At 71.5% G+C, this 23,075-nt stretch carries 18 protein-coding genes; 11 read left to right on the top strand and 7 right to left on the bottom strand.

Features of this window, described 5'->3' with window-relative positions; translation table 11 throughout:
- Positions 1 to 48: 48 nt before the first annotated feature.
- On the bottom strand, positions 49 to 1,053 hold the full coding sequence (locus AC2D8W_RS18760) for an NAD(P)H-dependent flavin oxidoreductase (RefSeq protein ID WP_484672808.1): 1,005 nt from the start codon (positions 1,051 to 1,053) through the stop codon (positions 49 to 51).
- A 239-nt stretch (positions 1,054 to 1,292) separates the two neighbouring features.
- Between AC2D8W_RS18760 and AC2D8W_RS18755 the strand changes: the two genes are divergently transcribed.
- From AC2D8W_RS18755 to AC2D8W_RS18745, 3 genes are all read left to right on the top strand, one after another.
- Positions 1,293 to 2,681, top strand: coding sequence for a methylmalonyl-CoA mutase family protein (locus tag AC2D8W_RS18755; protein ID WP_484672807.1), 1,389 nt, complete (start codon positions 1,293 to 1,295; stop codon positions 2,679 to 2,681).
- A gap of 157 nt (positions 2,682 to 2,838) precedes the next feature.
- The gene (gene scpA, locus AC2D8W_RS18750; protein ID WP_484672806.1) at positions 2,839 to 4,998 is read left to right on the top strand and encodes a methylmalonyl-CoA mutase; all 2,160 of its coding nucleotides are present in this window, start codon (positions 2,839 to 2,841) and stop codon (positions 4,996 to 4,998) included.
- A gap of 44 nt (positions 4,999 to 5,042) precedes the next feature.
- Entirely contained in the window at positions 5,043 to 5,393 is a 351-nt protein-coding gene (locus AC2D8W_RS18745; protein ID WP_484672805.1) for a VOC family protein, read from the top strand.
- 57 nt (positions 5,394 to 5,450) lie between these two features.
- Here AC2D8W_RS18745 and AC2D8W_RS18740 read toward each other — a convergent pair whose 3' ends face one another.
- From AC2D8W_RS18740 to AC2D8W_RS18720, 5 genes are all read right to left on the bottom strand, one after another.
- Positions 5,451 to 7,448: a redoxin domain-containing protein gene (locus tag AC2D8W_RS18740; protein ID WP_484672804.1), complete on the bottom strand. Its 1,998-nt coding sequence runs from the start codon at positions 7,446 to 7,448 to the stop codon at positions 5,451 to 5,453.
- A 138-nt stretch (positions 7,449 to 7,586) separates the two neighbouring features.
- The gene (locus tag AC2D8W_RS18735; RefSeq protein ID WP_484672803.1) at positions 7,587 to 8,822 is read right to left on the bottom strand and encodes an alginate export family protein; all 1,236 of its coding nucleotides are present in this window, start codon (positions 8,820 to 8,822) and stop codon (positions 7,587 to 7,589) included.
- A 304-nt stretch (positions 8,823 to 9,126) separates the two neighbouring features.
- The gene (locus AC2D8W_RS18730) at positions 9,127 to 9,972 is read right to left on the bottom strand and encodes an NF038132 family protein (RefSeq protein ID WP_484672802.1); all 846 of its coding nucleotides are present in this window, start codon (positions 9,970 to 9,972) and stop codon (positions 9,127 to 9,129) included.
- Positions 9,973 to 10,092: 120 nt separating this feature from the next.
- Positions 10,093 to 10,557 carry a helix-turn-helix transcriptional regulator gene (locus tag AC2D8W_RS18725; protein ID WP_484672801.1) on the bottom strand — a complete coding sequence of 155 codons (465 nt, stop codon included), beginning with the start codon at positions 10,555 to 10,557 and terminating at the stop codon, positions 10,093 to 10,095.
- 53 nt (positions 10,558 to 10,610) lie between these two features.
- Positions 10,611 to 11,261 (bottom strand): cytochrome b/b6 domain-containing protein, encoded by a 651-nt coding sequence (locus AC2D8W_RS18720; RefSeq protein ID WP_484672800.1) that lies wholly within the window; start codon positions 11,259 to 11,261, stop codon positions 10,611 to 10,613.
- A 168-nt stretch (positions 11,262 to 11,429) separates the two neighbouring features.
- Between AC2D8W_RS18720 and AC2D8W_RS18715 the strand changes: the two genes are divergently transcribed.
- The 3 genes from AC2D8W_RS18715 (at position 11,430) to AC2D8W_RS18705 (ending at position 16,765) form a co-directional block, all read left to right on the top strand.
- Positions 11,430 to 12,752 carry a peptidase C69 family protein gene (locus tag AC2D8W_RS18715; protein ID WP_484672799.1) on the top strand — a complete coding sequence of 441 codons (1,323 nt, stop codon included), beginning with the start codon at positions 11,430 to 11,432 and terminating at the stop codon, positions 12,750 to 12,752.
- Between the two features lie 100 nt (positions 12,753 to 12,852).
- Positions 12,853 to 15,873: an adenylate/guanylate cyclase domain-containing protein gene (locus AC2D8W_RS18710; protein ID WP_484672798.1), complete on the top strand. Its 3,021-nt coding sequence runs from the start codon at positions 12,853 to 12,855 to the stop codon at positions 15,871 to 15,873.
- Positions 15,874 to 15,952: 79 nt separating this feature from the next.
- On the top strand, positions 15,953 to 16,765 hold the full coding sequence (locus AC2D8W_RS18705) for a hypothetical protein (protein ID WP_484672797.1): 813 nt from the start codon (positions 15,953 to 15,955) through the stop codon (positions 16,763 to 16,765).
- 8 nt (positions 16,766 to 16,773) lie between these two features.
- Here the strand turns inward: AC2D8W_RS18705 and AC2D8W_RS18700 are convergent, their stop codons facing one another.
- Positions 16,774 to 17,817, bottom strand: a complete 1,044-nt coding sequence (locus AC2D8W_RS18700) for a hypothetical protein (protein WP_484672796.1) — start codon at positions 17,815 to 17,817, stop codon at positions 16,774 to 16,776.
- 127 nt (positions 17,818 to 17,944) lie between these two features.
- Here AC2D8W_RS18700 and AC2D8W_RS18695 point away from each other — a divergent pair, with 127 nt between their 5' ends.
- The 5 genes from AC2D8W_RS18695 (at position 17,945) to AC2D8W_RS18675 (ending at position 22,817) form a co-directional block, all read left to right on the top strand.
- Positions 17,945 to 19,348, top strand: a complete 1,404-nt coding sequence (locus AC2D8W_RS18695) for an amidase family protein (RefSeq protein WP_484672795.1) — start codon at positions 17,945 to 17,947, stop codon at positions 19,346 to 19,348.
- A 127-nt stretch (positions 19,349 to 19,475) separates the two neighbouring features.
- The gene (locus AC2D8W_RS18690; RefSeq protein ID WP_484672794.1) at positions 19,476 to 20,726 is read left to right on the top strand and encodes an acetyl-CoA C-acetyltransferase; all 1,251 of its coding nucleotides are present in this window, start codon (positions 19,476 to 19,478) and stop codon (positions 20,724 to 20,726) included.
- 2 nt (positions 20,727 to 20,728) lie between these two features.
- Positions 20,729 to 20,941 (top strand): hypothetical protein, encoded by a 213-nt coding sequence (locus tag AC2D8W_RS18685; protein WP_293484955.1) that lies wholly within the window; start codon positions 20,729 to 20,731, stop codon positions 20,939 to 20,941.
- A complete protein-coding gene (locus AC2D8W_RS18680; RefSeq protein WP_484672793.1) occupies positions 20,934 to 21,143 on the top strand; it encodes a hypothetical protein in 210 nt (69 codons plus the stop codon). The genes AC2D8W_RS18685 and AC2D8W_RS18680 overlap by 8 nt, the downstream gene beginning before the upstream one ends.
- 12 nt (positions 21,144 to 21,155) lie before the next feature.
- The gene (locus tag AC2D8W_RS18675; RefSeq protein WP_484672792.1) at positions 21,156 to 22,817 is read left to right on the top strand and encodes an N-acyl-D-amino-acid deacylase family protein; all 1,662 of its coding nucleotides are present in this window, start codon (positions 21,156 to 21,158) and stop codon (positions 22,815 to 22,817) included.
- Positions 22,818 to 23,075 lie beyond the last annotated feature (258 nt).

Here is a 23,075-nt window from a genome sequence, read left to right as displayed (position 1 = left end):
TCGACTAAATAGGATTAACCCTGGGGGCCCTAGCAGTTTTTCTGCGGCCTACTCCGCCGCCAGCAGGGCCTTTCCGGCGGTGAGGGAGGTCTTGAGCGCGAGTTCGGCCTTGGCCGTCTCGTACTCGTCGGACAGGCGCGCCACGAGGTCGGCGACGCTCGGGATGTCCTTGACCGCGCCGATGCCCTGGCCGCAGCCCCAGATGTCGCGCCAGGCCTTGGACTTCTGGTTGCCGCCCGAGCCGAAGTTCATGGCGGAAGGATCCGACTTGGGCAGGTTCTCCGGATCGAGCCCGGCGGCCAGCACCGAAGGCGCGAGGTAGTTGCCATGAACCCCGGTGAAGAGGTTGGTGTAGACGATGTCCTCGCCGGTGCTCGCGACGATCATGTCCTTGTAGCCCTGGGCCGCCGCCGCCTCCTTGGTGGCGATGAAGACCGAGCCGGCGTAGCCCAGGTCGGCGCCCATCGCCTGAGCCCCCAGGATCGCATGGCCCGTGGCGATGGAGCCGGACAGCGCGACGGGGCCGTCGAACCACTCGCGGATCGAGTGGATGAGGGCGAAGGGCGAGAGCGTGCCGGCGTGTCCGCCTGCGCCCGCCGCCACGGGGATCAGGCCGTCGGCCCCCTTCTCCACCGCCTTGCGGGCGAACCGGTCGGTGATCACGTCGTGCAGCACCACGCCGCCGTAGCTGTGCACCGCGGCGTTGACGTCCTCGCGGGCGCCCAGGGATGTAATGACGATCGGCGCCTTCCACTTGGTGGAGGCCTCCACGTCGTGCTCCAGCCGGTCGTTGGTCTTGTGGACGATGTGGTTCACCGCGAACGGCGCCGAGGGCGTGTCGGGATGGTCCCGATCCCAGATCGCAAGCTCCTCGGTGATCTGGTGCAGCCACTCGTGCAGCAGCGAGGCCGGCCGCGCGTTCAGCGCCGGGAACGAGCCCACGATGCCGGCCTTGCACTGGGCGATGACCAGTTCGGGCACGGAGATGATGAACAGCGGGCTGCCGATCAGCGGCAGACGGAGACGGTCGCGGAGAACGGGCGGCAGGGCCATGGCGGATCCTCGATGAGCAGCTTATAATTTACGACGTATACTATAGATCGACGTGCGGCAAGACAGGTTGCATTCGTTGACCCTGCGTCGCGGAAGAGCCCTCCCCGGATGAATCGGGTCGTCGAGGCCGGCGCGGACGCCGCAGGCCCGTAAGGCTCCGCTCGGCGATGGATTCCACCTGGGCGAGGCTCCCGCAACGTGACCTTGACGGCCGGCGCGGCCGGGAGGCAAGTCGCCCCATGGCCGATCCGCATGTGCTCGATCCCGGATTCCCTCCCGCCGGCGAGGACGCCTGGCGCGCGCTGGTCGCCAAGACGCTGGGCGACAAGCCATTCGAAAGCCTCCAGAAGTCCACGGCCGAGGGGCTGCCCATCGCCCCGCTCTATGCGGCGAGCGCGGCGCCCGCGGCCTTCCCGGCCCGCCCCGTCGCGGCCGACCGGCCCTGGGACCTGCGGACGCTCTCGGCCCATGCCGATCCCGCGCGGGTGAACGCCGAACTGCTGGCCGACCTCGAGGGCGGCGCGGCCTCGGTGATCGTGGCCGGTCACGCCGCCCCGGACGCCATGGCCCGGGCGCTGCAGGACGTGATCGTGGAACTCGCGCCCGTGGGCCTAGACGCCGGATTCGCCGGACCGATGGCGGCCGACGCCCTGCATGCGGTCGCGAAGTCCTCCCCCGGCGCCCGGCTTGCCTTCAACCTCGACCCGCTGGGCGCGTTCGCCGAGGCGGGCCGCAGCGCGGGGCCCGTGGAGAGCCACGTGGTGAGCGCCGCCACGGTCGCGGCGCGGCACGCCCAGACCTACCCGCACGCGCAGCTCTTCCTGGCTTCCGGCCGGGCCGCGCACGAGGCCGGCGGCGGCGAAGCGCTGGAGGTGGCGGTGGCCGCCGCCGCCGCCGTCGCCTACGCCAGGGCGCTGGTCCGCGCAGGGCTTGCGGTGGACGAGGCGTTCTCGCGCATCACACTGGGGCTGTCGGCGGACGCCGACTACTTCCTGGTGATCGCCAAGCTGCGCGCCGCGCGGGCGGTGTTCGCCCGGATCGCCACGGCGTCGGGCGGCACGGCCCAGGCCCGGCTGGAGGTGCGCTCGTCGCGCCGCATGCTGACCGCCCAGGACCCCTGGACCAACATGATCCGCTTGACGGCGGCCGGCTTCGCCGCGGCCGTGGGCGGCGCCGACGCGGTGGTGCTTGGGGCCTTCACCGACGCCCTCGGCCTGCCGACGGCCTTCGCCCGGCGGCAGAGCCGCAACACCCAGCTGGTGCTCATGGAGGAGGCCGGCGTCGGGCGCGTGGCCGATCCCGGCGCCGGCGCGGGCTACCTCGAGAGCCTCACCGACCAGATCGCCCGCGCGGCCTGGGCGCACCTGCAGGCCTTCGAGGCCGCAGGCGGCCTGGCGGCGGCGCTTGAGAAGAGCCTTGTGGCCGCCGAGGTCGCCAAGGCTGTGGCGGCGCGCGGGGAGCCGCGCATCCTGGGCGTCACCGCGTTCCCCCCGACCGAGGCCTCGACCGTGGAGGTGGAGCCCGGCGCCCGCGCCCAGGCCCCGGAGGTCCGGTTGCCCGGCCCCGACGGCGCCTGCCCGCCCCTGACGCCGGTCCGCCTCTCCGAGAAGCACGAGGTCGCCGCATGATCTGCGACTTCCTCGCCTCCTTCGCGCCGCGCGAGGCGCCGGAGCCCAACCGGGCCCGGGCTGGGACCGACGGGTCCGCGCCGCACCCCCATCGCAAGGCCACGCTTGCGCCGGCGCCGGTCCCGGCGCTGCGCGAGGGCCGCCGGGAGACCCGGTCATGACGAGCTTCCCCGACTTCTCCACGCTGCCCTTCGACGGCCCAGCGGCCGCCTTCCCGGCGCCGGCGGGCCCGGCTTGGGAGACGCCGGAAGGCATCGTCGTGCGCCCGTCCTACACGGCCGCCGACATCGCGGGCGTCGCCGAGCTGGGCGGTTTCCCGGGCCTGGCGCCGTTCGTGCGGGGCCCCTACCCCACGATGTACGCCACGAACCCGTGGACCATCCGCCAGTACGCGGGTTTCTCCACGGCCGAGGACTCCAACGCCTTCTACCGCCGCAACCTGGCCGCCGGGCAGATGGGCCTGTCCATCGCGTTCGACCTCGCCACCCACCGCGGCTATGACAGCGACCACCCGCGCGTCACCGGCGACGTGGGCATGGCGGGCGTCGCCATCGACTCCATCCTCGACATGCGGACGCTGTTCGACGGCATCCCGCTCGACAAGATGACGGTGTCGATGACCATGAACGGCGCGGTCCTGCCGATCCTGGCGCTGTACATCGTCGCGGCGGAAGAACAGGGCGTGCCCCATGAGAAGCTGGCCGGCACGATCCAGAACGACATCCTGAAGGAGTTCCTGACCCGGAACACCTACATCTACCCGCCCGGTCCCTCGATGCGGATCATCGCGGACATCTTCGCTTACACGTCGAAGGAGATGCCGCGGTTCAACTCGATCTCGATCAGCGGCTACCACATGCAGGAAGCCGGGGCGACGCTGGACCTCGAGCTCGCCTACACCCTGGCCGACGGCGTCGAGTACGTGCGCGCGGGCGTCGCCGCCGGCATGACGGTGGACCAGTTCGCGCCGCGCCTGTCGTTCTTCTGGAACGCCGGCATGAACGTCTTCATGGAGATCGCCAAGCAGCGGGCCAGCCGCCTGCTCTGGGCGAAGCTGATGAAGCAGCACTTCGACCCGAAGGACAGCCGCTCGCTGAGCCTGCGGGCCCACACCCAGACGTCGGGCTGGTCGCTGGCGGCGCAGGACGTGTTCAACAACGTGCCGCGCACCGTGATCGAGGCGATGGCGGCCGTGGGGGGACAGACGCAGAGCCTGCACACCAACTCGCTGGACGAGGCGCTGGCGCTGCCCACCGACTTCTCGGCGCGGATCAGCCGCAACACCCAGCTCTTCCTCCAGATCGAGAGCGGCCAGACCCGGGTCATCGATCCCTGGGGCGGCAGCTTCTACGTCGAGGCGCTGACCGCCGACCTGGCCCAGCGCGCCCTGGCCCACATCACCGAGGTGGAGGCCCTGGGCGGCATGGCGAAGGCGATCGAGGACGGCCTGCCCAAGCGCCGCATCGAGGAGGCCTCGGCCCGCACCCAGGCGCGGATCGACTCCGGCCAGCAGACCGTCGTGGGCGTGAACCGCTACCGGCCGGACGTCGAGGACGACATCCCGGTGCTCAAGGTCGACAACACCGCCGTCCGCAACGCCCAGCTCGAGAAGCTGAACCGCCTGAAGCGTGAGCGCGACCCCGAGGCGGTGGCCGCCGCGCTCGATGCGCTCACCGCAGGCGCGGCGGGCAAGGGCAACCTGCTCGAACTGTCGGTCGCCGCGGCGCGCGCCCACGCCACCGTCGGCGAGATCAGCTTCGCCCTCGAGAAGGTGTTCGGCCGCCACAAGGCCAAGGCCGACGCGGTGAAGGGCGTCTACCTGCGCGAGGCGGGCTCGACGCCCGCCGCCGACCGGGCCCGCGCGATGACCGAGGCGTTCCGCCAGGCCGACGGGAAGAAGCCGCGGATCATGGTCGCCAAGATGGGCCAGGACGGCCACGATCGCGGCCAGAAGGTGATCGCCTCGGGCTTCGCCGACCTGGGCTTCGACGTCGAGATCGGCGACCTTTTCCAGACCCCCGCGGAAGCCGCCGCCGAGGCCGTGCAGGCCGGCGCGCATGCGGTGGGCGCAAGCTCGCTGGCGGCAGGCCACCTGACGCTGGTGCCCGAGCTGAAGGCCGAGCTGGCCAGGCTGGGCCGGCCGGACATCCTGGTGTTCGTCGGCGGCGTCATCCCGCCCGAGGACTTCAAGGCGCTGGAGGAGATGGGCGTCGCGGCGATCTTCCCGCCCGGCTCCGTCATCCCCGAGGCTGCGATCACGGTGCTGGACCGCCTCAACGAACAGCTCGGCTACGCGCAGGAGCAGGCCGCGCAATAGACGGGGCTTCCCGCGCAAGGGCGCCGGGCCGTAAGCTTCCGGCCATGCAGCTGAACCACCTGCATCTGCACGTGGCGTCGGTCGAAGACGCGGCGGCGTTCTACACCCGCCACTTCGGGTTCCGGCGCCACGTCGTCCAGGACGACGGCACGTTGTTCCTCCGCGACGAGGCAGGCCTGGACCTAGCGCTGGCCGCCGGCCCGGCCGACGACTTCCCACCCTGGGCCCACTTCGGCTTCCGGCTGCGCGACGCGCAGGCCGTGGACGACCTGTTCTCGGAACTGGACAACGCCGGCGTCACGATCCGCGAGCCGCTGACACACGAACCGGACTTCGTCTGGTTCCGCTGCGCCGACCCCGACGGCCATCTCATCGAGGTCTACTGGGAGCCCTGAGACGACGAAGGCCGCACCCGGCGGGTGCGGCCTTCGCGCCGTCCGGCAGGATCCGGATCAGCTGAGCGGGGTGTTCTCGTTCGGGCCGTCGGCCTGCTGTCCCCGGCGACGCTGGGGCAGCATGGACTGGGCGGCGGCCAGCTCGGCCCTGTCGATGGCGCCGTCGCCGTCCTTGTCGATCATCGGGAAGTAGCGGGCGATCATCCGGCCCATGGTCCCGCGCGCCTCGGCCTTTTGGATCTTGCCGTCCAGGTTGTCGTCCATCATCCCGATCATGCGGGTCTGGGCGAAGCGGGCGTCGGAGTCGACCTGCTTGGCCGCCGTCTCGTCCAGCCAGCGGAAGCTGACCGAGGTGAACAGCATCTCCTCGTGGCTTTGCTCGCCCCAGGTCACCTTGATCGAGGGATCGGGGTTCGCCGGGTTCCGCTTGGAGTTGTCGTAGACGTAGTTGGCGATCAGCTTCGAGCCCGCCGGGATCTTGATCGGCTCGGCGAAGGTGTAGCTGCGCTGCCAGTTGAAGTCGTAACGCGGCAGGCTCAGCAGCAGGGTCTTCTTGCCGTCGGGCGTCTGCAGCCACAGATCGGACGAGTAGGCCCGGTAGTGCGCGTGCGGGAACGCCGAGTAGAGCAGCGCGTCGTTCGGGAACTCGACGTAGGCCGTTTCCTTGTGCCGCGGCGCGTTCGGCTGGATTTCGATCGTGCCGTCGATCACCACCACGCTGCGCATCATGTACTTGGGCGCGGTGTCGCGGAAGTAGACCCCGATCTGCGTGCGGTCGACCGTCTCCTTGCCGTACGGCGTGTAGTGCATCTGGAAGCCGACGGCGCCGCCGGCCGGCAGGAAAGTGCCCACGTCGCCGCCGAACACGTTGGACTCGGCGCCCACCGCATAGCCGCCCACCGAGCCGCGCCAGCGGGTCTCGGACGCCACGCCGTTGGCCGGCGCTTCCTTCATCCAGCCGGTCAGGACGTGGTGCACGGCCTGGCGGTCACCGGGCTTCACCGTCGTGGCGCGGATCCACTTGCCCTCGGTCATCGGGTTCAGCGTGAAGGGCCGCTGGTAGTCGACCACCCCCGAGGCCGGGATCTTGTACTCCGGGATGTTGAGGATGAGGTCCGGCTTGCCCAGCGGCCACTCGGCGGCCACGTGCTTCTTTCCGGCGAGCGGATCGGCGCCCTCCCCGCGCGGCGCGCCGGCTTCCACCCAGTGCACCAGCGTCTTGATCTCGGCGGGGGTCAGGTTCTTCGAGTCCGAGAACTTCCCGACGTGCGGATCGGCGTTGTAGGGCGGCATCCGGTCGGTGCGGATCACCTCGCGGATCATCGGCGAGAAGCCCTTCACCATCTCGTAGCTGGTGAGCTGCATGGGCCCGATGCCGCCTTCCTGGTGGCAGGCCATGCAGTTCTTCTCGATGATCGGCGCGACGTCCTTCACATAGGTGAGCCTCGCGTGGTCGGCGCCGCGCTCGGGGAAGGCGATCAGGGCGCCGTTCGAGGCCATGGTCGCGGCCGGGACCGGCCTGCCCGCGAGGAACGCGTCCAGCGCCGCCTGCGCGCCCTGGACGGGACCGCGGTAGACCACCGTCCAGGTCTTCGGGTTGATCACATAGGCTTCGGCCGAGCGGGTGACGCCGAGGCTCTCCCCGATCAGTTGGTTGTTGTCCATGAGGATCGGCAGGGCGTAGCCGACCTTCTCGGCCTCGGCCCGGACCGACTCGCGGCTGTCCTTGAGGGACGAATTCAGCATGCGGAACTCGACGCCCTTGGCGCCGTAGGCCTTCGCCATCGCGTTGAGCGCCGAGGCCTCGCCGCGCAGGGTCGCATCGCCGTTCGCCTGGGTGACGATCACGACGGCCGGGGCGTCGGCCAGCCGATAGAGCTCGTGCGCCTCGAGGTTGGCGTCCACCAGCATGAAGTTGTCGACGGTCGCCGGCGTCGTGGCCGACGCACTGACGGCCGAGCCGGTGAGCGCGGCGGTCGTGGGTTGGTCCGTGGCGCAGGAGGAGATGACGGCCGTCGAGGCCAGGAGGGCGGCGAGGCCGAAGCTTTTGGTCATCGATGGGTCCCCATTCCCTATGCACGTTATGATGTGCGCGGCCGCACGGCATGCAAACCGCCCACGCGTACGTGAGCAGCCGCAGATTGTCCGCAATCCACGTTACACGAATATTTCCGGCGCGGGGCCGCCCCCGAACTAGAACGTGACGGTCGTGTTGAGCGACGCGTAGGTCTCGTCTCCCGACCGGGGCGCGTTGGGCGCGTCGCGCAGGAAGCGCCCCTTCGCGAGCCAGACGCCGTTGACCTCCGCGCGCACCCGCCCAGGAACCAGCCAGTAGCGGGCGCGCCCTTCCAGCTGCGCTCCGGCGTAGCGGCCGGATCGGCCGGCAGGGTCGCGCACGCCGGTGGTGGAGAAAGCGTCCCGGCGCGCCTCCAACCAGAGGCTTCGGACAGCGACGAAGGCGTCCAGGGCCGGGGATGGCGCGAGTTCCAGACGCAGGCCGGGCGTGATGAGGTTCGCGCGGCCTATCGCGTTGTAGAGGCCCGCGGGCGCCAGATCGGCCCGGCGCATGCCGAAAAGGGTGTCGAAGCGCCCGTAGCGCCCACCCGGCCGATCGCCGGTGGCCGCGTCGAACTCGGCTGAGACATGAGGGCGCCACGGATGGACAAATGTGTAGCCGACCTCGCCATGGACGAAGCCGGCCCGAACGGAGAGCTCCGGATCGGCGGGCCGGACGCCGGCCCGGATGGCGCCGGTCTGGCCGATGACCTCCAGTTCGTAGTCCCAGAGCCCGGGCTTCGGATCGACCACCGCCCGCATTCCGAACGTATCGAGCCGACGGTTGCGGGTGGGTCGGCTCGGCCGATCCTCCTCCGAAAGGTGGAAGTAGGACGCCTCTAGCGTGACGTCCCCGATGGCCTTGGGCCTCGCCACGACGCCGCCCCAGAGCTCGAGGTCGCGGCCCTCGTGGTCGATGCGCTGGCGGTTGTCGAGGATCGAGTCCGGGGAGTTCGGCAGCCGCAGCTGAGGCTGCACGTAGATCAGGGTGGCCTTGAGGCCCGCCGGGGCAAGGTCGACGCGCAGGCCTGTATAGCTGTTGGTCGTGTTTCGGTAGTCGTCGGCGGCCACGAGGCGGCGCGAGCCGAGGTTCAGCAGGAACCGGCCGGCCTGCAGCGTGGCCGGCGCCGGCGTTCCGCTCCCGAGGTCGAGCGCCGCGTAAGCATGGACGAACTCGAACGCGTTGACCTCGCCGGTTCCCACAGGCGTGCCCCGGTCTCCGCCCCAGGCGCGGCTGTCGTACAGTTCTGCGCCCAGCCGCAGCGGTCCGCGGCGGTGCTCCGCGAACAGCGTGGTTCGAAGGTTCACAAGGTCGTCGGCGCGGTTGAATCCCGGCCGAACCTGGTTCGACACGACTTCATATCGGAGCCGCATCGAGCCCGATACGGTCCAGGACGGCTCCGCCGCGACCGCGACGCCCCCGGCTCCCGCCAGGACCGTCCCGGCCACCGCGGCCGCGCCGCGCCGTGCGCGCTGGAGCCATCCTCTGATGTCTGATCTTGCAGGTTCGACCCTGTGGCCCATGCGTCACCCCGAGCGGAGTCAGACGGTGGTTGGGCCCTGGCCTGAACGGGACACCGCTTCATCCCGCGCCACCTGGCTACAGGGCGCGACCACAGGCCGCAACCGAAATTCTACAGACCCGGTAGGAATGGTGCGACGCGGATGGCCCGCCCGGTCAGGCCAGGCGCCGCCGCCGCCCGCTGCGCAGCATCGCGCCCAGGCCGCCGAAGCCGAGCACCATGAGCGCCCAGACGTCGGGCTCGGGCACGGCGCCGGGGCCGTCGTCGTCATCGCCCGGGTCCTCGTGGTCTCCGATGTCGGAGCCGCCCACCTTGATCCCCGTGAAGGCGAGGCCGGTGTCGTAGATTTCGTCGCCCCAGTTCGAGACCCCGAACACCAGCCGGTAGTCGCCGTCTTCGGCGACGGTGTAGTCCGCGCTGATCCAGCCGGTCAGACCGCATCCCGGCCCCCAGCACGCCCCCGAGTAGGACCCGAGCGGCGACCAGACGGGGCCGCCGTTGGCGCCGGAGCCGAGCGTCAGGGGCGATATCGGCGGCGTGAGGGTGACGCCCGGATCGACCGGCGGCAGCCCGAGGCCGGGCGAGATCAGGCCGGCGGGCTCGGTCCGGGCGTTGAAGAGCATGGCGATCAGGTCGCCGCTGAGCGCGTCGACCAGCTGCACGAAGGCGTAGTCCTCGTAGATGAAGCTGCCTTCGCCGCTCTGTCCGTCCGAGGACACGAAGTTGAAGTCGTAGTGCAGGTTGTCGCCGGCGTTCGCGGCGAACGAGGATGTGATGAAGGCCGAGCCGTTCGTGCCGCCGACCGAGTCGATCTGGCCCTTGCCGGTGACGCCGCCGGCCGTGGAAACCCAGCCGTAGCTTGATCCGCCCGGCGGGGCCGTGACGTCGCCGTCCGCGCCGAGCGTCCCGCAGGCGCCGATGCAGACGGCCGCCTGGGCGGTGCTCCCGGCCAGGAGCGCGACGACGACGGCCGCGAGTGTTGAGCTGAGGTGACGTGACATGGGGGTTCCTTGGTGGCTGCTGAGTTGAAGTCGAGGCGTGGCAGGTCGGTCCGGCGGCGAAGGCCGGGGGCGGATCAGACCCGTTGGTGAGAGGTGGCCCGGAGGGCGGCGGTCTCGCCGTCAGCCCTTGGGGTCGGACGTTCGGGCGAGCGGGGCGCCGATCAACTCGTCGAGAAACAGGCTCGCCAGCGCCGCGCGCGACCCGACGCCGGCCTTCTGGTAGACGCGGGTGAGTTGCGCCCTGACGGTCCCGGGCGCCGCGTTTCGTAGACGCGCGATGTCGTCGATGTCGCAGCCCTTTAGGGCGAACACCGCCACGTCCCTCTCCGCCGGCGTGAAGCCCCATTCGCGGGCGCGGCTTTCGATCACCTCACTGAGGGCCCCCGCTGCGACGGCCAGCGCTTCGCTCTTGCGCCGCCCCGAGGCGAGCAGCGCGCGAAGCTGAAGCAAGCCCATCACGACGCCGGCAAGAAGCGCCAGCACCGCCATCGCCTCGAACGTGACGTGCGCGGGGCCCACCCGGGCCGCGAGATCGGCGGCCACGTCGATGACGAAGAAGGTCACCGCCAGCGCCTGGAGGGCCACGACGGCGGCGATGGCGCCGGCCCGCGGCTCGAGCCTTGGGGAGGACCTCGAGCTCATCTGGCGGACCGGGCCGTCCGCCGGCCCGGCAGCATCGACTGCAGGATCCCGCGCCCGCTGCGCCGCGTTTCGAAGGCCACGCCGAGAAGATGCAGGCCCGCCAGTCCGAAGAGCAGGTTTGCCCCCACTTCGTGCACTTCCTCCACCGCCTCGCCGCCCCCCTCGCCCCGGCGACGGTCCTCGCGGTCCGCGCCACGCCGATCGTCGTCGTCATCTGCATCGGCCGTCACGACCGGCTGCGCAATAGAGTCCGCCTCGATCCGGGGAGTCGAGACACCGGGCGGCCCGTTCATGGCGACGCCGGTCCCAATGACGACCGCCAGCGTCCCCCAGAGCGCGTACACCATCAGCGCGCCGAGCGGATTGTGCGAACGGTGCGCGGACGCCGGCGCCCCGCGGACGATCTCCCGCACATGCCGGGCGGCGCGGCTCAGGCTGGGCCGAAAGGCGGTGAACCGGGCCTCGGGCGGCCCGATCAAGCCCCACGCCCACCGCAGCGCCAGCAGAGCGGCCACGCCGTAGCCAACCCATTGATGAGGCCCCGAGCCTTCCTCCGTGAACACGCCGTTCGCGACGACCCCGGCCGCCACGCCCCAGTGGGTCAGGCGGACCAGCGGGTCCCATCGGCAGACTTCCAGCGTCTGCATCGGTCGTCTCCGGTTGCGGCTGAACCTCGACTGGACCGTGCGGCCGTGCGGCGACAGTGCAGCCCCGCTTACGGCCCGCCCCATAAGCGCCTGCTGACGCCGGCCGCAGCCCGGCGCTTGCGGCGCACCGGCGCGCTGCTAGCTTCGCCGCCGACCCCGGGAGGAACCATGTGTGACACCGTCGTGGCGACGCCCCAGGTGACGGCGGGGGGCGTCATGCTGTTCGGCAAGAACAGCGACCGCCAGCGCAACGAGGCGCACGTCCTCCAGATCGTCGAGGCCGGCGAGCATGATCCGGGCGAGACCGTCGCCTGCACCTATGTGTCGGTCCCGCAGGCGCGGCGCACGCACCGGGCGCTGTTCTGCCGGCCGTTCTGGACCTGGGGTCCGGAGATGGGCCTCAACGTCCACGGCGTGGCGATCGGGAACGAAGCCGTCTACACGCGCGGGCCGACCCCGGAGGCGCCGGCGCTGATCGGCATGGACCTCGCGGGCCTCGCGCTGCAGCGGGCGCAGAGCGCGGCCGAGGCGGTCGAGGTGATCTGCGCCCTGCTGGCGGAGCACGGCCAGGGCGGCGACTGCGGCCACCTGACGCCGGCCTACTATCACAACAGCTACATCGTCGCCGATCCGCAGGAGGCCTTCGTGCTCGAGACGGTGGGTCGCGAGTGGCTGGTCGAGCGGGCGACGGGCGCCCGGACGATCTCGAACATCTACTCGATCGCGCGACCGGACCGCCGGAGCGACGGGCTCGACGGCGTGATCGCGGACGCGGGCTGGCCGGATCCGGCCGCGCGGGGCTACGCCGAGGCGCTGGCGGACCCCGAGCGCGAGCACCTGGGACAGGCGCGCCTGCGCCAGGCGCAGTCGGCGGGCCGGCTCGCGGCCGATGCGCCGGCGATCGGCCTCGGCGCGGTGATGGCCGCCCTACGCACGCACGGAGACGACGGCGCCGCGGACTGGAGTCCGGCCACGGCGCCGACACGGTCTGTCTGCATGCACGCCGCGGGCGACGATCGCGGCGGACAGACCACCGGCTCCATGGCGGCCGAACTGCGCGCAGAGGCCCCGCCCCTCGCCTGGGTGACGGGCACGGCCGCGCCATGCCTTTCGGTGTTCAAGCCCGCCTTCGTCGACCTGCCCCTGCCCCGGCACGGTCCGGCGGCGGGCGACCGCGAGGACCCCTCGACGCTGTGGTGGCGGCACGAGCGGCTTCACCGCGCGGTCATCCGTGGCGACTACCAGGCCGCCCTGCTGCACATCGCGCCCGAGCGGGACGCGCTCGAGGAAGACCTCCGCCGCAGGATCGCCGCGGTGCGCCACGCGGACGCCGCCACCCGGACGCGGACCGTCGCCGACTGCTGGCAGGCGGCCGAGTCGGCGGAAGCGGCCTGGCAGGCCGGGCTGGCGGGCGCGACGCCCGATGCGACGCCGTCGGACTTCGCGCAGACCTGGGCCCGCTTTGACCGCCTCGCAGGCATCGACGCCTGACGCGAGCGTTTCGGGCATGGACCGGCGCGGCGCTCTGGGGCAGTCATAGGTTGCGGACCGGGCCAAGGTGACCCCGGCGGGGCGCATGGAGGGGGTGGCGTTGGCGGCAGCGGACCGCGCGGCAGGAGCGATCGCGCCTTTCCGCGCCCTCGCCGCGCCGCGCAACGGGCTGGTCGTCCTGGCGCTCGCCATCATCTCGAGCCTGTGCCTGCTGTGCGCGCCGATCTTCGTGGCGTCCCTGGACGGCTCGGCGCCGCGCCCGGTGGACGGCGCCGTCGACTTCTCTCGGCATGGCCCCCTCAGCGCGCCGGTCGAACTGGGGGGCGAGTGGCGCCTCACGTGGCTCAGCGGCCCACCGGGTCCGCCGGCCGGGACGGTGCGGCCGATCGAGGTCCCGAGCCTCTGGACCGCCGGCGACAGCGGCCTGCCGATGCACGGCGCCGTGAGCTACAGCCTGCAGCTCACCGGCGTGAAGCCCGGGCGCTACATCCTCTACGTACCCACGATCTACACCGCCTCGCGGGTGAGCGTGAACGGCCGCGTCCTCTCGCAGGAAGGCGTGCCCGGTCTCACGCGGGCGACCACCGACCCGGTCATCCGCGCCCACGACGTCGCCATCGACGCCGACGGCGGACCGCTGGACATCCGGATCGACATTTCCGGCTTCCACGAGCGCGACACCGGCCTGGAGGCGGCTCCGGTGTTCGGCGCGGCCCAGCAGATGACGCGCTGGATCGCCATGGACTGGCTGCGCAGCATGCTGCTGCTCAGCTCGTGCCTGCTGCTGGCCTGCTACGGGCTGGTCATCTTCGTGTTCCGCCGCAAGGAACTGGGCTGGCTATGGTTCGGCGTCGCCTGCGTGACCGTGATGCCGGTCCTGGCGATGTTCAGCCACGACAACCTGCTGCTCCTGCTGGCGCCGTCGATGCCGCTGCTGGCGATGCGCGCGCTGGAATACCTGACCGTCGTGGTCTCGCTGACGGCGATGGTGATCTACACGAGCCACCTGTTCCCGCAGGAGAGCCCTCGGCTGGCGCTCCGGGCGATGATCGCGGTCCTGGTCGCCGACTTCGCGGCCCTGGTGATCGGCGCCGCCTATGGCGGTCTGCTGGGCCTGTCGTTCGTCGCCTACTACTCGCTGTGGGTGCGGATCGCCGTGATGGCCTACGTCCTGGCCCTGGTGATCACCGCGACCGTGCGCGGGCGTGAGGGCGCGGCCGTCTACCTGCTGGGCATGGTCGTGTTCTTCGCGACCCTGATCTTCACCGACCTCATGGCGAACGGCTTCGTCCCCCAGGCTGGCGCCGGGCTCGACCTCATGCCGCTCGGCATGTTCGTCATGCTGCTCAGCCACCTGGTGATCATGGCCCAGCGGTGGGACGGGGCGATCGAATCCGCCGAGCTGAACAGCCGCGAGCTGCGCCAGCTCCTGGACGTGAACATCGCCATCGCGAGCGAGATCGAGCTCGAGCCGCTCCTTCGCCGGGTCGTTCAGGCCACCTCGCAGATCCTGCAGGCCGACCGGGCCTCCCTGTTCCTCTACGACGAGCGCTCGCACGAGCTCTGGTCCATGGTGGCCGAGGGTCTGGAGAGCCGCGAGATCCGCTTCGCCGCCAGCGCGGGACTCGCCGGCGACTGCTTCACCAGGGGCGTCATCGAGACGGTCACCGACCCCTACGCCGATCCCCGCTTCAACGCCGCGGTGGACCAGGCCACCGGCTACCGCACCAGGACGGTCATCTCGGCGCCCATCATCACGCGGGACGGGCGCAAGCTGGGCGTCATGCAGGCCGTGAACCGGCTGGACGGCGCGGTGTTCGACGAGGCCGACGCCGCGCGCATCGGGGCCTTCGCGGCCCAGGCGGCGGTGGCGATCGAGAACGCCACCCTGTTCGGCGAGGTGGCGTCGGAGCGGAACTACAACGACAGCATCCTGCGTTCGATGTCGACCGGCGTGGTGACGTTGAACCGCGACGCGCAGATCGTGAAGCTGAACGCCGCCGCCTGCCGCATCCTGGGGGTCGATCCGGACGCCGAGCTGCCCGAGGGCCTGAACCTGAAGGTGGCCGAGCACAATCCCTGGCTCCTGGCCGAGCTGGCCGCGGTCGCGTCGAGCAGCCAGCCGAAGACGCTGCTGGACGCCGACCTGAAGACGCTGCGGGGCGATGCGATCTCGGCCAACATCTCGATCGTGCCCCTGGTCGCCGGGGGCGAGCGGGTAGGCCTGCTGATCCTGGTGGAGGACATCACCGAGGGAAAGCGGCTGCAGGGGGCCATGCGCCGCTTCATGACGCAGGAGGTGGTGGACCAGATCATGGGCCGTGACGACGCCCTGCTGTTCGGCGCCGCCTGCCAGGCCAGCGTGCTGTTCGCCGACATCCGCGGGTTCACCAGCCTCGCCGAGCACCTGGGCCCGCGCGACACGGTCGACATGCTCAACGAGATCTTCACCGAGCTCTTCGAGGCGGTGGCGGCCAACGGCGGCGTGCTCGACAAGTACATCGGCGACGCGATCATGGCGGTCTATGGCGCGCCGCTGAGCTCGGACCGCGATCCCCAGAACGCCGTCGACAGCGCCGTCGCGATGACCGGCATGATCAGCGAGATCAACGAACGCCGGCGCGGCCGCGGCCTGCCGCCGGTCCGCCTCGGGGTCGGCATCGCCACCGGCCAGGTGGTCGCCGGCACCATCGGCTCGCCCAAGCGCATGGACTACACCGTCATCGGGGACAGCGTGAACCTGGCCTCCCGGCTGGAGGGGGTGACCAAGGCCTACGGCGTCGGCGTCATCGTCTGCGAGGACACGGCGGCGGCCGTGGAGGGCCACGTCCTGCGCGAGCTTGACGCCCTGAAGGTCCGCGGCCGGCGGCGTCCGGCCCGCATATTCCAGGTGCTGACCCAGGACGCGCCCGTGCCGCAGGCGACCCTGGACGCGTACGCCCGCGGCCGGAGCGCTCTGGCCGCCGGGCAGTACGACGAGGCCGTGGCGGCCTTCGAGGCGGCGCTTGCGGCGGCGCCCCAGGACGGCCCCTCGCGCCTCATGCTGGAGCGTGCGCAGACGCTGCGGCGCTCGCCGCCGCCGGCGGGCTGGGACGGGGTCTGGGACGCCTCGGGCGCCTGAGCCGGCGTCCGTTCGCAGCCGCTCCGGGAACTCCCGCCGTCGCCAACGCTTGGCTATGTGGACGAGGCAGGGGCAGCGCATGGCGCTTCGGCAAGGCAGGGCGAGCGGTCAGGGGCCGGATGCAGCGGCCAGCCTGCGCGTGGACCTCGCCACCCTGTCGGTCGCGCAGCTGCGGGCCCTGCTGGCCAGCAGCGAGGCGACGGGCCGCCGGCAACTGGCCGACCACGTCTCGCGCGCGCTGCACGCACGTCTTGCCGGGGGCGCCGACCGTGTGGGCGGCGCCGAGGCCGCAGCGCCGCTTCGCCAAGGCAGGGCGCGGGTCTACGCCTGGAGCGCCGCCGTGCTGGCCGCCCTTGGGCTGGCGGCGGGCGGGGCGTATCTGTCGCTCAGCCCCCCGGGCGCCGAACCCCGCCGCGACGCCGCGACGCCGCCGCGCATCGCCATCCTGCGGACTGCGCCGCCCGCCGCTGTGGAGGATGCTCCGGCCGGACGAGACGAGCGCCCGGCGGTAGTGGCGCGGGCGCCGCGGACCGCGCCCGCAGCCCCCGAGGTGACGTCGCTGGCCCGGGCGGCGGCCCCGGCCGACGCGGCGGCCCGCGACAGCCGGGCGCCTTACCTGCCCCCCGCCGCCCCGGCGCCAGCCCAGCCTCCGGCCGGCCCATCGTCGGTCGATGACGGCCCTGGACGGGGAGGGGTGATCGTCGCGTCGGGCGGCATGGCGGCGATTCCGCCGGACTGCCGTGGCCTGCACGGGGGCCAGCGCATCGCCTGCGAAGACCGCGAGCGGTCCCGCTCACAGGGCGGCGAGCCCGCGACGAGCGCGGCCCGGTTGAACCTCGCGCTCTCCCCCCAACGGCCGCCGGCGGCGCGCCAGGGCGCGCCCGGCCCCTAGGTTCGCCTTCAGCCCCCGCTCTGCGCCTTCCCGCCGGGCGCCGCGACGATCATCCTGACCAGAGCCTCGGTGACCTTGGGCTCCAGACCCTCGGTGTGGCCCTTGTCCATGCGGACCACGTCGGCCACCACGCGTCCCTCGCGGCACTTCGGATAGGCGTAGACCTCGCTGGTCCCCGGCCGCGCCTTCATGCCCCAGACCTTGTAGCCGGCGCGGGCGTAGTCCCAGACATAGCCGGGCCGCTCGTCCACGATGTCCTTCTGGCGCACCCGCGGCGCGCAACCGAACCTCTCGGCCAGCGGCGACGTCGGCGGCAGGGTCTCGATCTCGTACTGTCCCACGGCGAAGATGTGGCTGAAGTCGCAGGCCGGCGGCGCGCTGGCGGGCATCGCGCCGCGCGGTCGCGGGGCCGGGGGCGACCCGTCGGCCCGGGGCGGCCCGAAGGCTGCGACGAACGGCGCCTGGCCTACGCGGCCGCCGGACAGCGACAGCCAGCCGTCCACCTTGCCCTTGAAGTAGTCGGTGCAGACGATGCGGCTGGACGTGAAGCCGCCCTGGCTATGTCCCGCCAGCCACATGGCCCGGATGTTCTGGCGGCCGAAGGCGCCGAAGACGAAGTCGGTGATGTTCTGCAGGTGGGCGTCGTCCGCGGCCGCATCCCACCGGCGCACGCCGGGCCCCGAGCCCATCGAGCCCATGGTGGCCGCCGTCGGGGTCGCCACCACCAGGCGGTGCTTCTGCACGTAGTCCGACGCCGGGAAGTAGTGGCGCTGCCAGTTCCCGACGGATCCCGCCCCGTGGAGGTTGAGGATAAAGGTGACCTTTTCGTTCGGCTTCAGGTCGCAGGGATAGTCCAGCCAGAACTTGCGCCCCGTCTTGGCGTCCGTGGCGTTCCCCAGGTCGGCCAGCGCCGGGACGCAGGCCTCGCCGTCGCAGCGCGTGGGCTGGGGCGTGGTGCACGCCACCCCGCCCACGTCGCGGGCCAGAGCCGGCCCCGCCGTCAGCGCCGTCGTGAACACCAGTCCGGCCAGCGCCGGGAGCTTCCGAACCATCAGCGTCCTCCATACCCTTTTTTCGATACCTACCACGGCCCGTGGCGGCGGGCGAGCGCGTCGCCGCGGCTGACCTCGACGGACCGGCGCCGGCGGGCGTAGCGTCTGGGCAAAGCGGGGGCGAGGCATGACGGATATCTGGCAGTGGTCGGCGGCGGAGACGGCCGCGGCGGTCCGCGATCGACGCGTCTCGGCCGTCGAGGTCACGGAGGCGGCGATCGCCCGCATGCGCGCCGCCAACCCGGCGATCAACGCGGTGGTCGTCGACCTCTCGGATCAGGCCCTCGCCGCGGCCAAGGCGGCCGACGCGGCGCAGGCGGCGGGCGATCCGCCAGGGCCGCTGCACGGGGTGCCGGTCACGATCAAGATCAACATCGACGTCGAGGGCCAGGCCAACTCCAACGGCGTGCCCGGGCTGGCCGGCGCTATCGCGCCGGGCGACTCTCCGGTGACCGCGAACCTCCGCAAGGCCGGCGCGATCGTGATCGGCCAGACGAACACGCCCGAGTTCTCGCTGCGGGCCTTCACCGACAACCCGCTGCATGGCCAGACGCTGAACCCGTGGGACCCGGCGATCACCTGCGGCGGCTCCTCGGGCGGCGCCGGGGCGTCGATCGCGGCGGGAATCGGCGCGGTCGCCCACGGCAACGACATCGGCGGCTCGCTGCGCTGGCCGGCGGCGGTGAACGGCGTCTGCACGATCAAGCCGACGCTGGGGCGCGTGCCGGCTTTCAACCCGAGCGCCACGGCCGAGCGGCCGCCGATGGCCCAGCTGATGAGCGTGCAGGGCCCGATCTGCCGCGAAGTGGCCGACGTGCGCCTGGCGCTGGCGGCCATGAGCCGGCGCGACCCGCGCGATCCCTGGTGGGTCCCCGCCCCGCTCGAGGGTCCGCCGGTCGCCCGGCGGGTCGCCAAGGCGAGAATGCCGGACGACCTCGACTGCGACGCCCGCATGCTCGCGCTCGTGGACCGCGCCGCCGACCACCTTGCGGACGCCGGCTACGAGGTGGTCGAGGTCGAGGTCCCGGACATCTCGGGCACGTGGAAGCTGTGGTGCGACCTGATCTCCACCGAGATCGAGACCCTTCAGGCCCCCCAGATGCGCGAGCTGGGCAGCGCGCCGTTCATCGGGGCGCTCGAGGGCATCACCCACATGGCCACGATCCTGGACGGGCCCAGCTACATGCGCGCGGTGGCGCACCGGGCGAAGGTGCTGCGCGACTGGCTCGCCTTCCTGGAAGAGTACCCGGTGATCCTGGCCCCCGTGACGGTGCGCCCGACCCCGGCGTTCGACGCCGACCTCAAGGGCGACGCGGCGGTGCGCGAGATCTTCTGGAACGACCTGCGCTTCGTGGGCGCGATCAGCGTCCTGGGCCTCCCGGTGGCGGTCACGCCCGCAGGCCTGCTCGACGGCCATCCCGTGGGCGTCCAGCTGATCGGCTCGCGCTACCGGGAAGACGTCTGCCTCGATGCGGCTGCCGCCGTCGAGGCGAAGGTGGGCGTGCTGGCCAGGTCGCTCTGGGCGCGGTGACCTTGCTTTCCCGCGGCGCGCCGGGGGACAGGTGCGCCGGGAAAGGAAGGGCTAGACTGACCCAACGTCCGGGGCGGATTCTTCCCCCTGAACGGCTATCGGCCGACCGCATCGCGAGGAACAGACCATGGGTGAAGCCTACATCATCGACTCCGTCCGCACGCCGCGCGGCATCGGCAAGGTCGGCAAGGGCGCGCTCGCCGACTTCCACCCGCAGCACCTGGGCGCCGCGGTCCTGAAGGCCCTGGCCGAGCGCAACGACCTGAAGACCGAGGAAGTCGACGACATCATCTGGGGCTGCTCGTCGCAGCGCGGCAAGCAGGGCGGCGACATGGGCCGGATGGCCGCGCTCGACGCCGGCTACAACATCCGCGCCTCGGGCGTGACGCTGGACCGCTACTGCGGCTCGGGCATCACCGCGGTGAACCTGGCGGCGGCGCAGGTCATGTCCGGCATGGAAGACCTGGTCATCGCCGGCGGCTGCGAGATGATGAGCTACACGGCCTCGTCCGCCCCGCCGCGCAACCCCGAGGACGGCCCGCCGCTGATGGACTCCGGCAACCTGCGTCTGCGCGCCAAGCACCCGCAGAGCCACCAGGGCGTCTGCGGCGACGCCATCGCCACCATGGAAGGCATCACCCGCGAGGCGCTGGATGAGCTCGCGCTGGTCAGCCAGCAGCGCGCCGCCAAGGCGATCGCCGAAGGCGCGTTCAACCGCGCCCTGGTGCCGGTGTACCGCGAAGACGGCTCGCTGGCCCTGGACCACGAGGAGTTCCCGCGGCCGCAGACGACCCTCGAGGGCCTCGCCAGCCTGAAGCCCTCGTTCGAGGCGATGGCCAACGTGCCCCTCGACGACAAGGGCACCACCTTCGCCGGCCTCATCAACCAGAAGTACCCCGACCTGAAGATCAGGCACTTCCACCACGCCGGGAACTCCTCGGGCGTCGTGGACGGCTCGGGCGCGGTGCTGATCGCCTCGGAGGCCTACGCCCGCAAGAACGGCCTTAAGCCCCGCGCCCGCGTGGTGGCGATGGCCAACGTCGGCGACTGCCCGACCCTGATGCTGAACGCCCCGGTGCCGGCGGCCCGCAAGGTGCTGCAGAAGGCCGGGCTCACGGTCGACGACATCGACCTGTGGGAGATCAACGAGGCCTTCGCCGTCGTCGCCGAGAAGTTCATCCGCGACCTGAAGCTGGACCGCGAGAAGGTGAACGTGAACGGCGGCGCGATGGCGCTGGGCCACCCGATCGGCGCCACGGGTTCGATGCTGATCGGCACCATCGTCGACGAACTCGAGCGTCGCGACCTCAAGCGCGGCCTGGTCACCATGTGCGCCGCGGGCGGCATGGCGCCGGCGATCATCGTCGAGCGGGTCTGAGCATGACGCTGAGCCGCCAGCGCCGGTTCGTCACGCCGGGTCCCGACGAGACGGTCGAGCAGCTGGCGGCGCGCGCGCTCCCGGACGAGCCGCTGGAGTCCGCGGTCGACCGGATCAAGAGCTGGAACCTGCACGTCTTCGCGATGCGCCGCCCGCCCGGGCTGATGCTGGGATCGGACGTCATCTTCGTGGAGCCGCCGATCGGCCATGGATGAGGCCGTCATCGTCGGGGCCGACATCGTCGCCGGCCACGACGGCTCGGCCGAGCTTGTCGTCCGCCTCCTGCATCCGGACGGCTCGGAGCATCCGGTGCTCCTCGACGAGGACACCGGCCTGAAACTGATGGAGGCCTGCGGGGCGTCCAGCCTCGAGGATCTCTACGGACAGTCCTGGCGGCTGATCGTGCCGCAGGGCTAGCGGAGGAACGCGATGTTCGACGTGATCGTGAAGGACGGCCTGGTCGTCGACGGCTCGGGCGCGCCCGGCTTCCGGGGCGACGTGGCGATCAAGGACGGCCGCATCGCCGCCGTTGGCAAGGTCGATGGCGAGGCCCGCACGGTGGTGGACGCCGCCGGCCGCGTCGTGGCGCCTGGCTTCATCGACCCGCACACCCACTTCGACGTCCAGCTCCTCTGGGACGGCGCCGCGAAGCCGGCGCTGGAACACGGGATCACGTGCGTGGTCCCCGGCAACTGCTCGCTCTCGCTCGCGCCGCTGAAGGCCTCCGACCGCCGCGCGGTGGTGGGCATGTTCCAGCAGATCGAGGAGATGCCCCCCGAGGCCTTCACCACCGCCTTCGAGTGGACCTGGGAAGACTTCGCGGGCTATCGCGCCGCCATCGAGAAGAACCTGTCGATCAACGTGGCGCCGCTCGTGGGCCACAGCGTGATCCGGCTCTGGGTCATGGGCCCGGCCTCCCAGGAGCGCGCCGCGACGCCCGAAGAGATCGCGGCCATGCAGGACCTGCTGCGCCAGTGCCTGGACGCGGGCGCCGTGGGCCTGTCCACCAGCTTCGTCGACCTCGACGAACACGGCCGCCCGGTGCCCAGCCGCTTCGCCCAGTTCGAGGAGCTGGACGCGCTCTCCGCGGTGCTGGGCGAGTACGGCCGGATGCTGCAGGTGGTGCCCGAGTTCTACGCCACCGACATCACCATCGCGCGCATCGACCAGCTCGCCGAGCTGAGCCTGAAGCACAACATCCCGACCACCTTCTCGCCGCTGTTCGACACCCTGGCGGTGCCCGACAACGCCGAGCGCGCCATCGCCCGCGTCGAGGAGCAGTTCGCCCGCGGCGCGCGCGTCTGGCCGCAGATGCAGACCCGGCCGATCGACATCTCGTTCAGCCTGCTGCGCCCCAGCCTGTTCTTCGCCCGCCTCCCCCGCTGGGTGCGGATCCTGCGCCAGCCGCTCGAGCAGCGCCTGGCCGCCCTGCGCGATCCCGAGACCGTGGAGAAGATGATCGCCGACTGCGGCCCCGACGGCGGGGAGGCCATGATGGGCCGGCTCGTCGCTCGCGGTGGTGATGCCTGCCCGGCCGAGCTCGCCGGCAAGTCCCTCTCCGAGATCGCCAAGGCCCGCGGCCAGGTCCCGGCCCGCGCCCTGATCGATCTGAGCCTCGAGAACGGCCTCGACGTGGCGTTCCTGTCGGCCAGCCAGGGCCACCAGTCGACCGACCGGATCGGACCGATGCTCGCCAACCCCCTGGTGCATATCGGCGCCAGCGACGGCGGGGCGCACCTGGCCTCGTTCTCCACCTACGGCGACACTGGCTACCTGTTCTCGGAGTTCGTCCGGAAGGCGGGCGCCATGAGCCTGGAGCAGGCGGTCGCCAAGATCACCGGCGAGACGGCCGACATCTGGGGCCTGAAGGATCGTGGCCGGCTGCGGCCGGGCCTCGCCGCCGACGTGGTCGTCTTCGACGCCGACACCATCGACCGCTGCGAGGAAGAACCCGCCTTCGACATGCCGGGCGACGGCATGCGTTACGTCCGGGCCGCCCGGGGGATCGACACCGTCCTGGTGAATGGCGAGGTGGCGTATCGGAGCGGCGCCTACACGGACTCCCGCTCAGGCGTCGTCTGCGTGAAGTAGGCCGGATCGCTGATGGGCCGCCTTTACTGTCCTTTCCGGGATCCGGGCCGCTCATTGATTAATGAGGCGTTAACGTAAATCCAAATTTTCTGTATTCATACGAGCCTAACGCCGTTCTTTTGCCCGATTTTCTGATATAGTCGGGAACGGTCTGACGTGACTGTCTGTTTCGTCGTCCTGGGCGGTGCAGAAGGCCGCTGCCTTGCTGGCTGCAACAAGCTTCACTGCAGAGAACGAGTGCGTCATGTTCTCCATCGC

The sequence above is a fragment of the Phenylobacterium sp. T106 genome (assembly GCF_057219735.1).
This window is presented reverse-complemented; position numbering and strand designations above follow the sequence as displayed.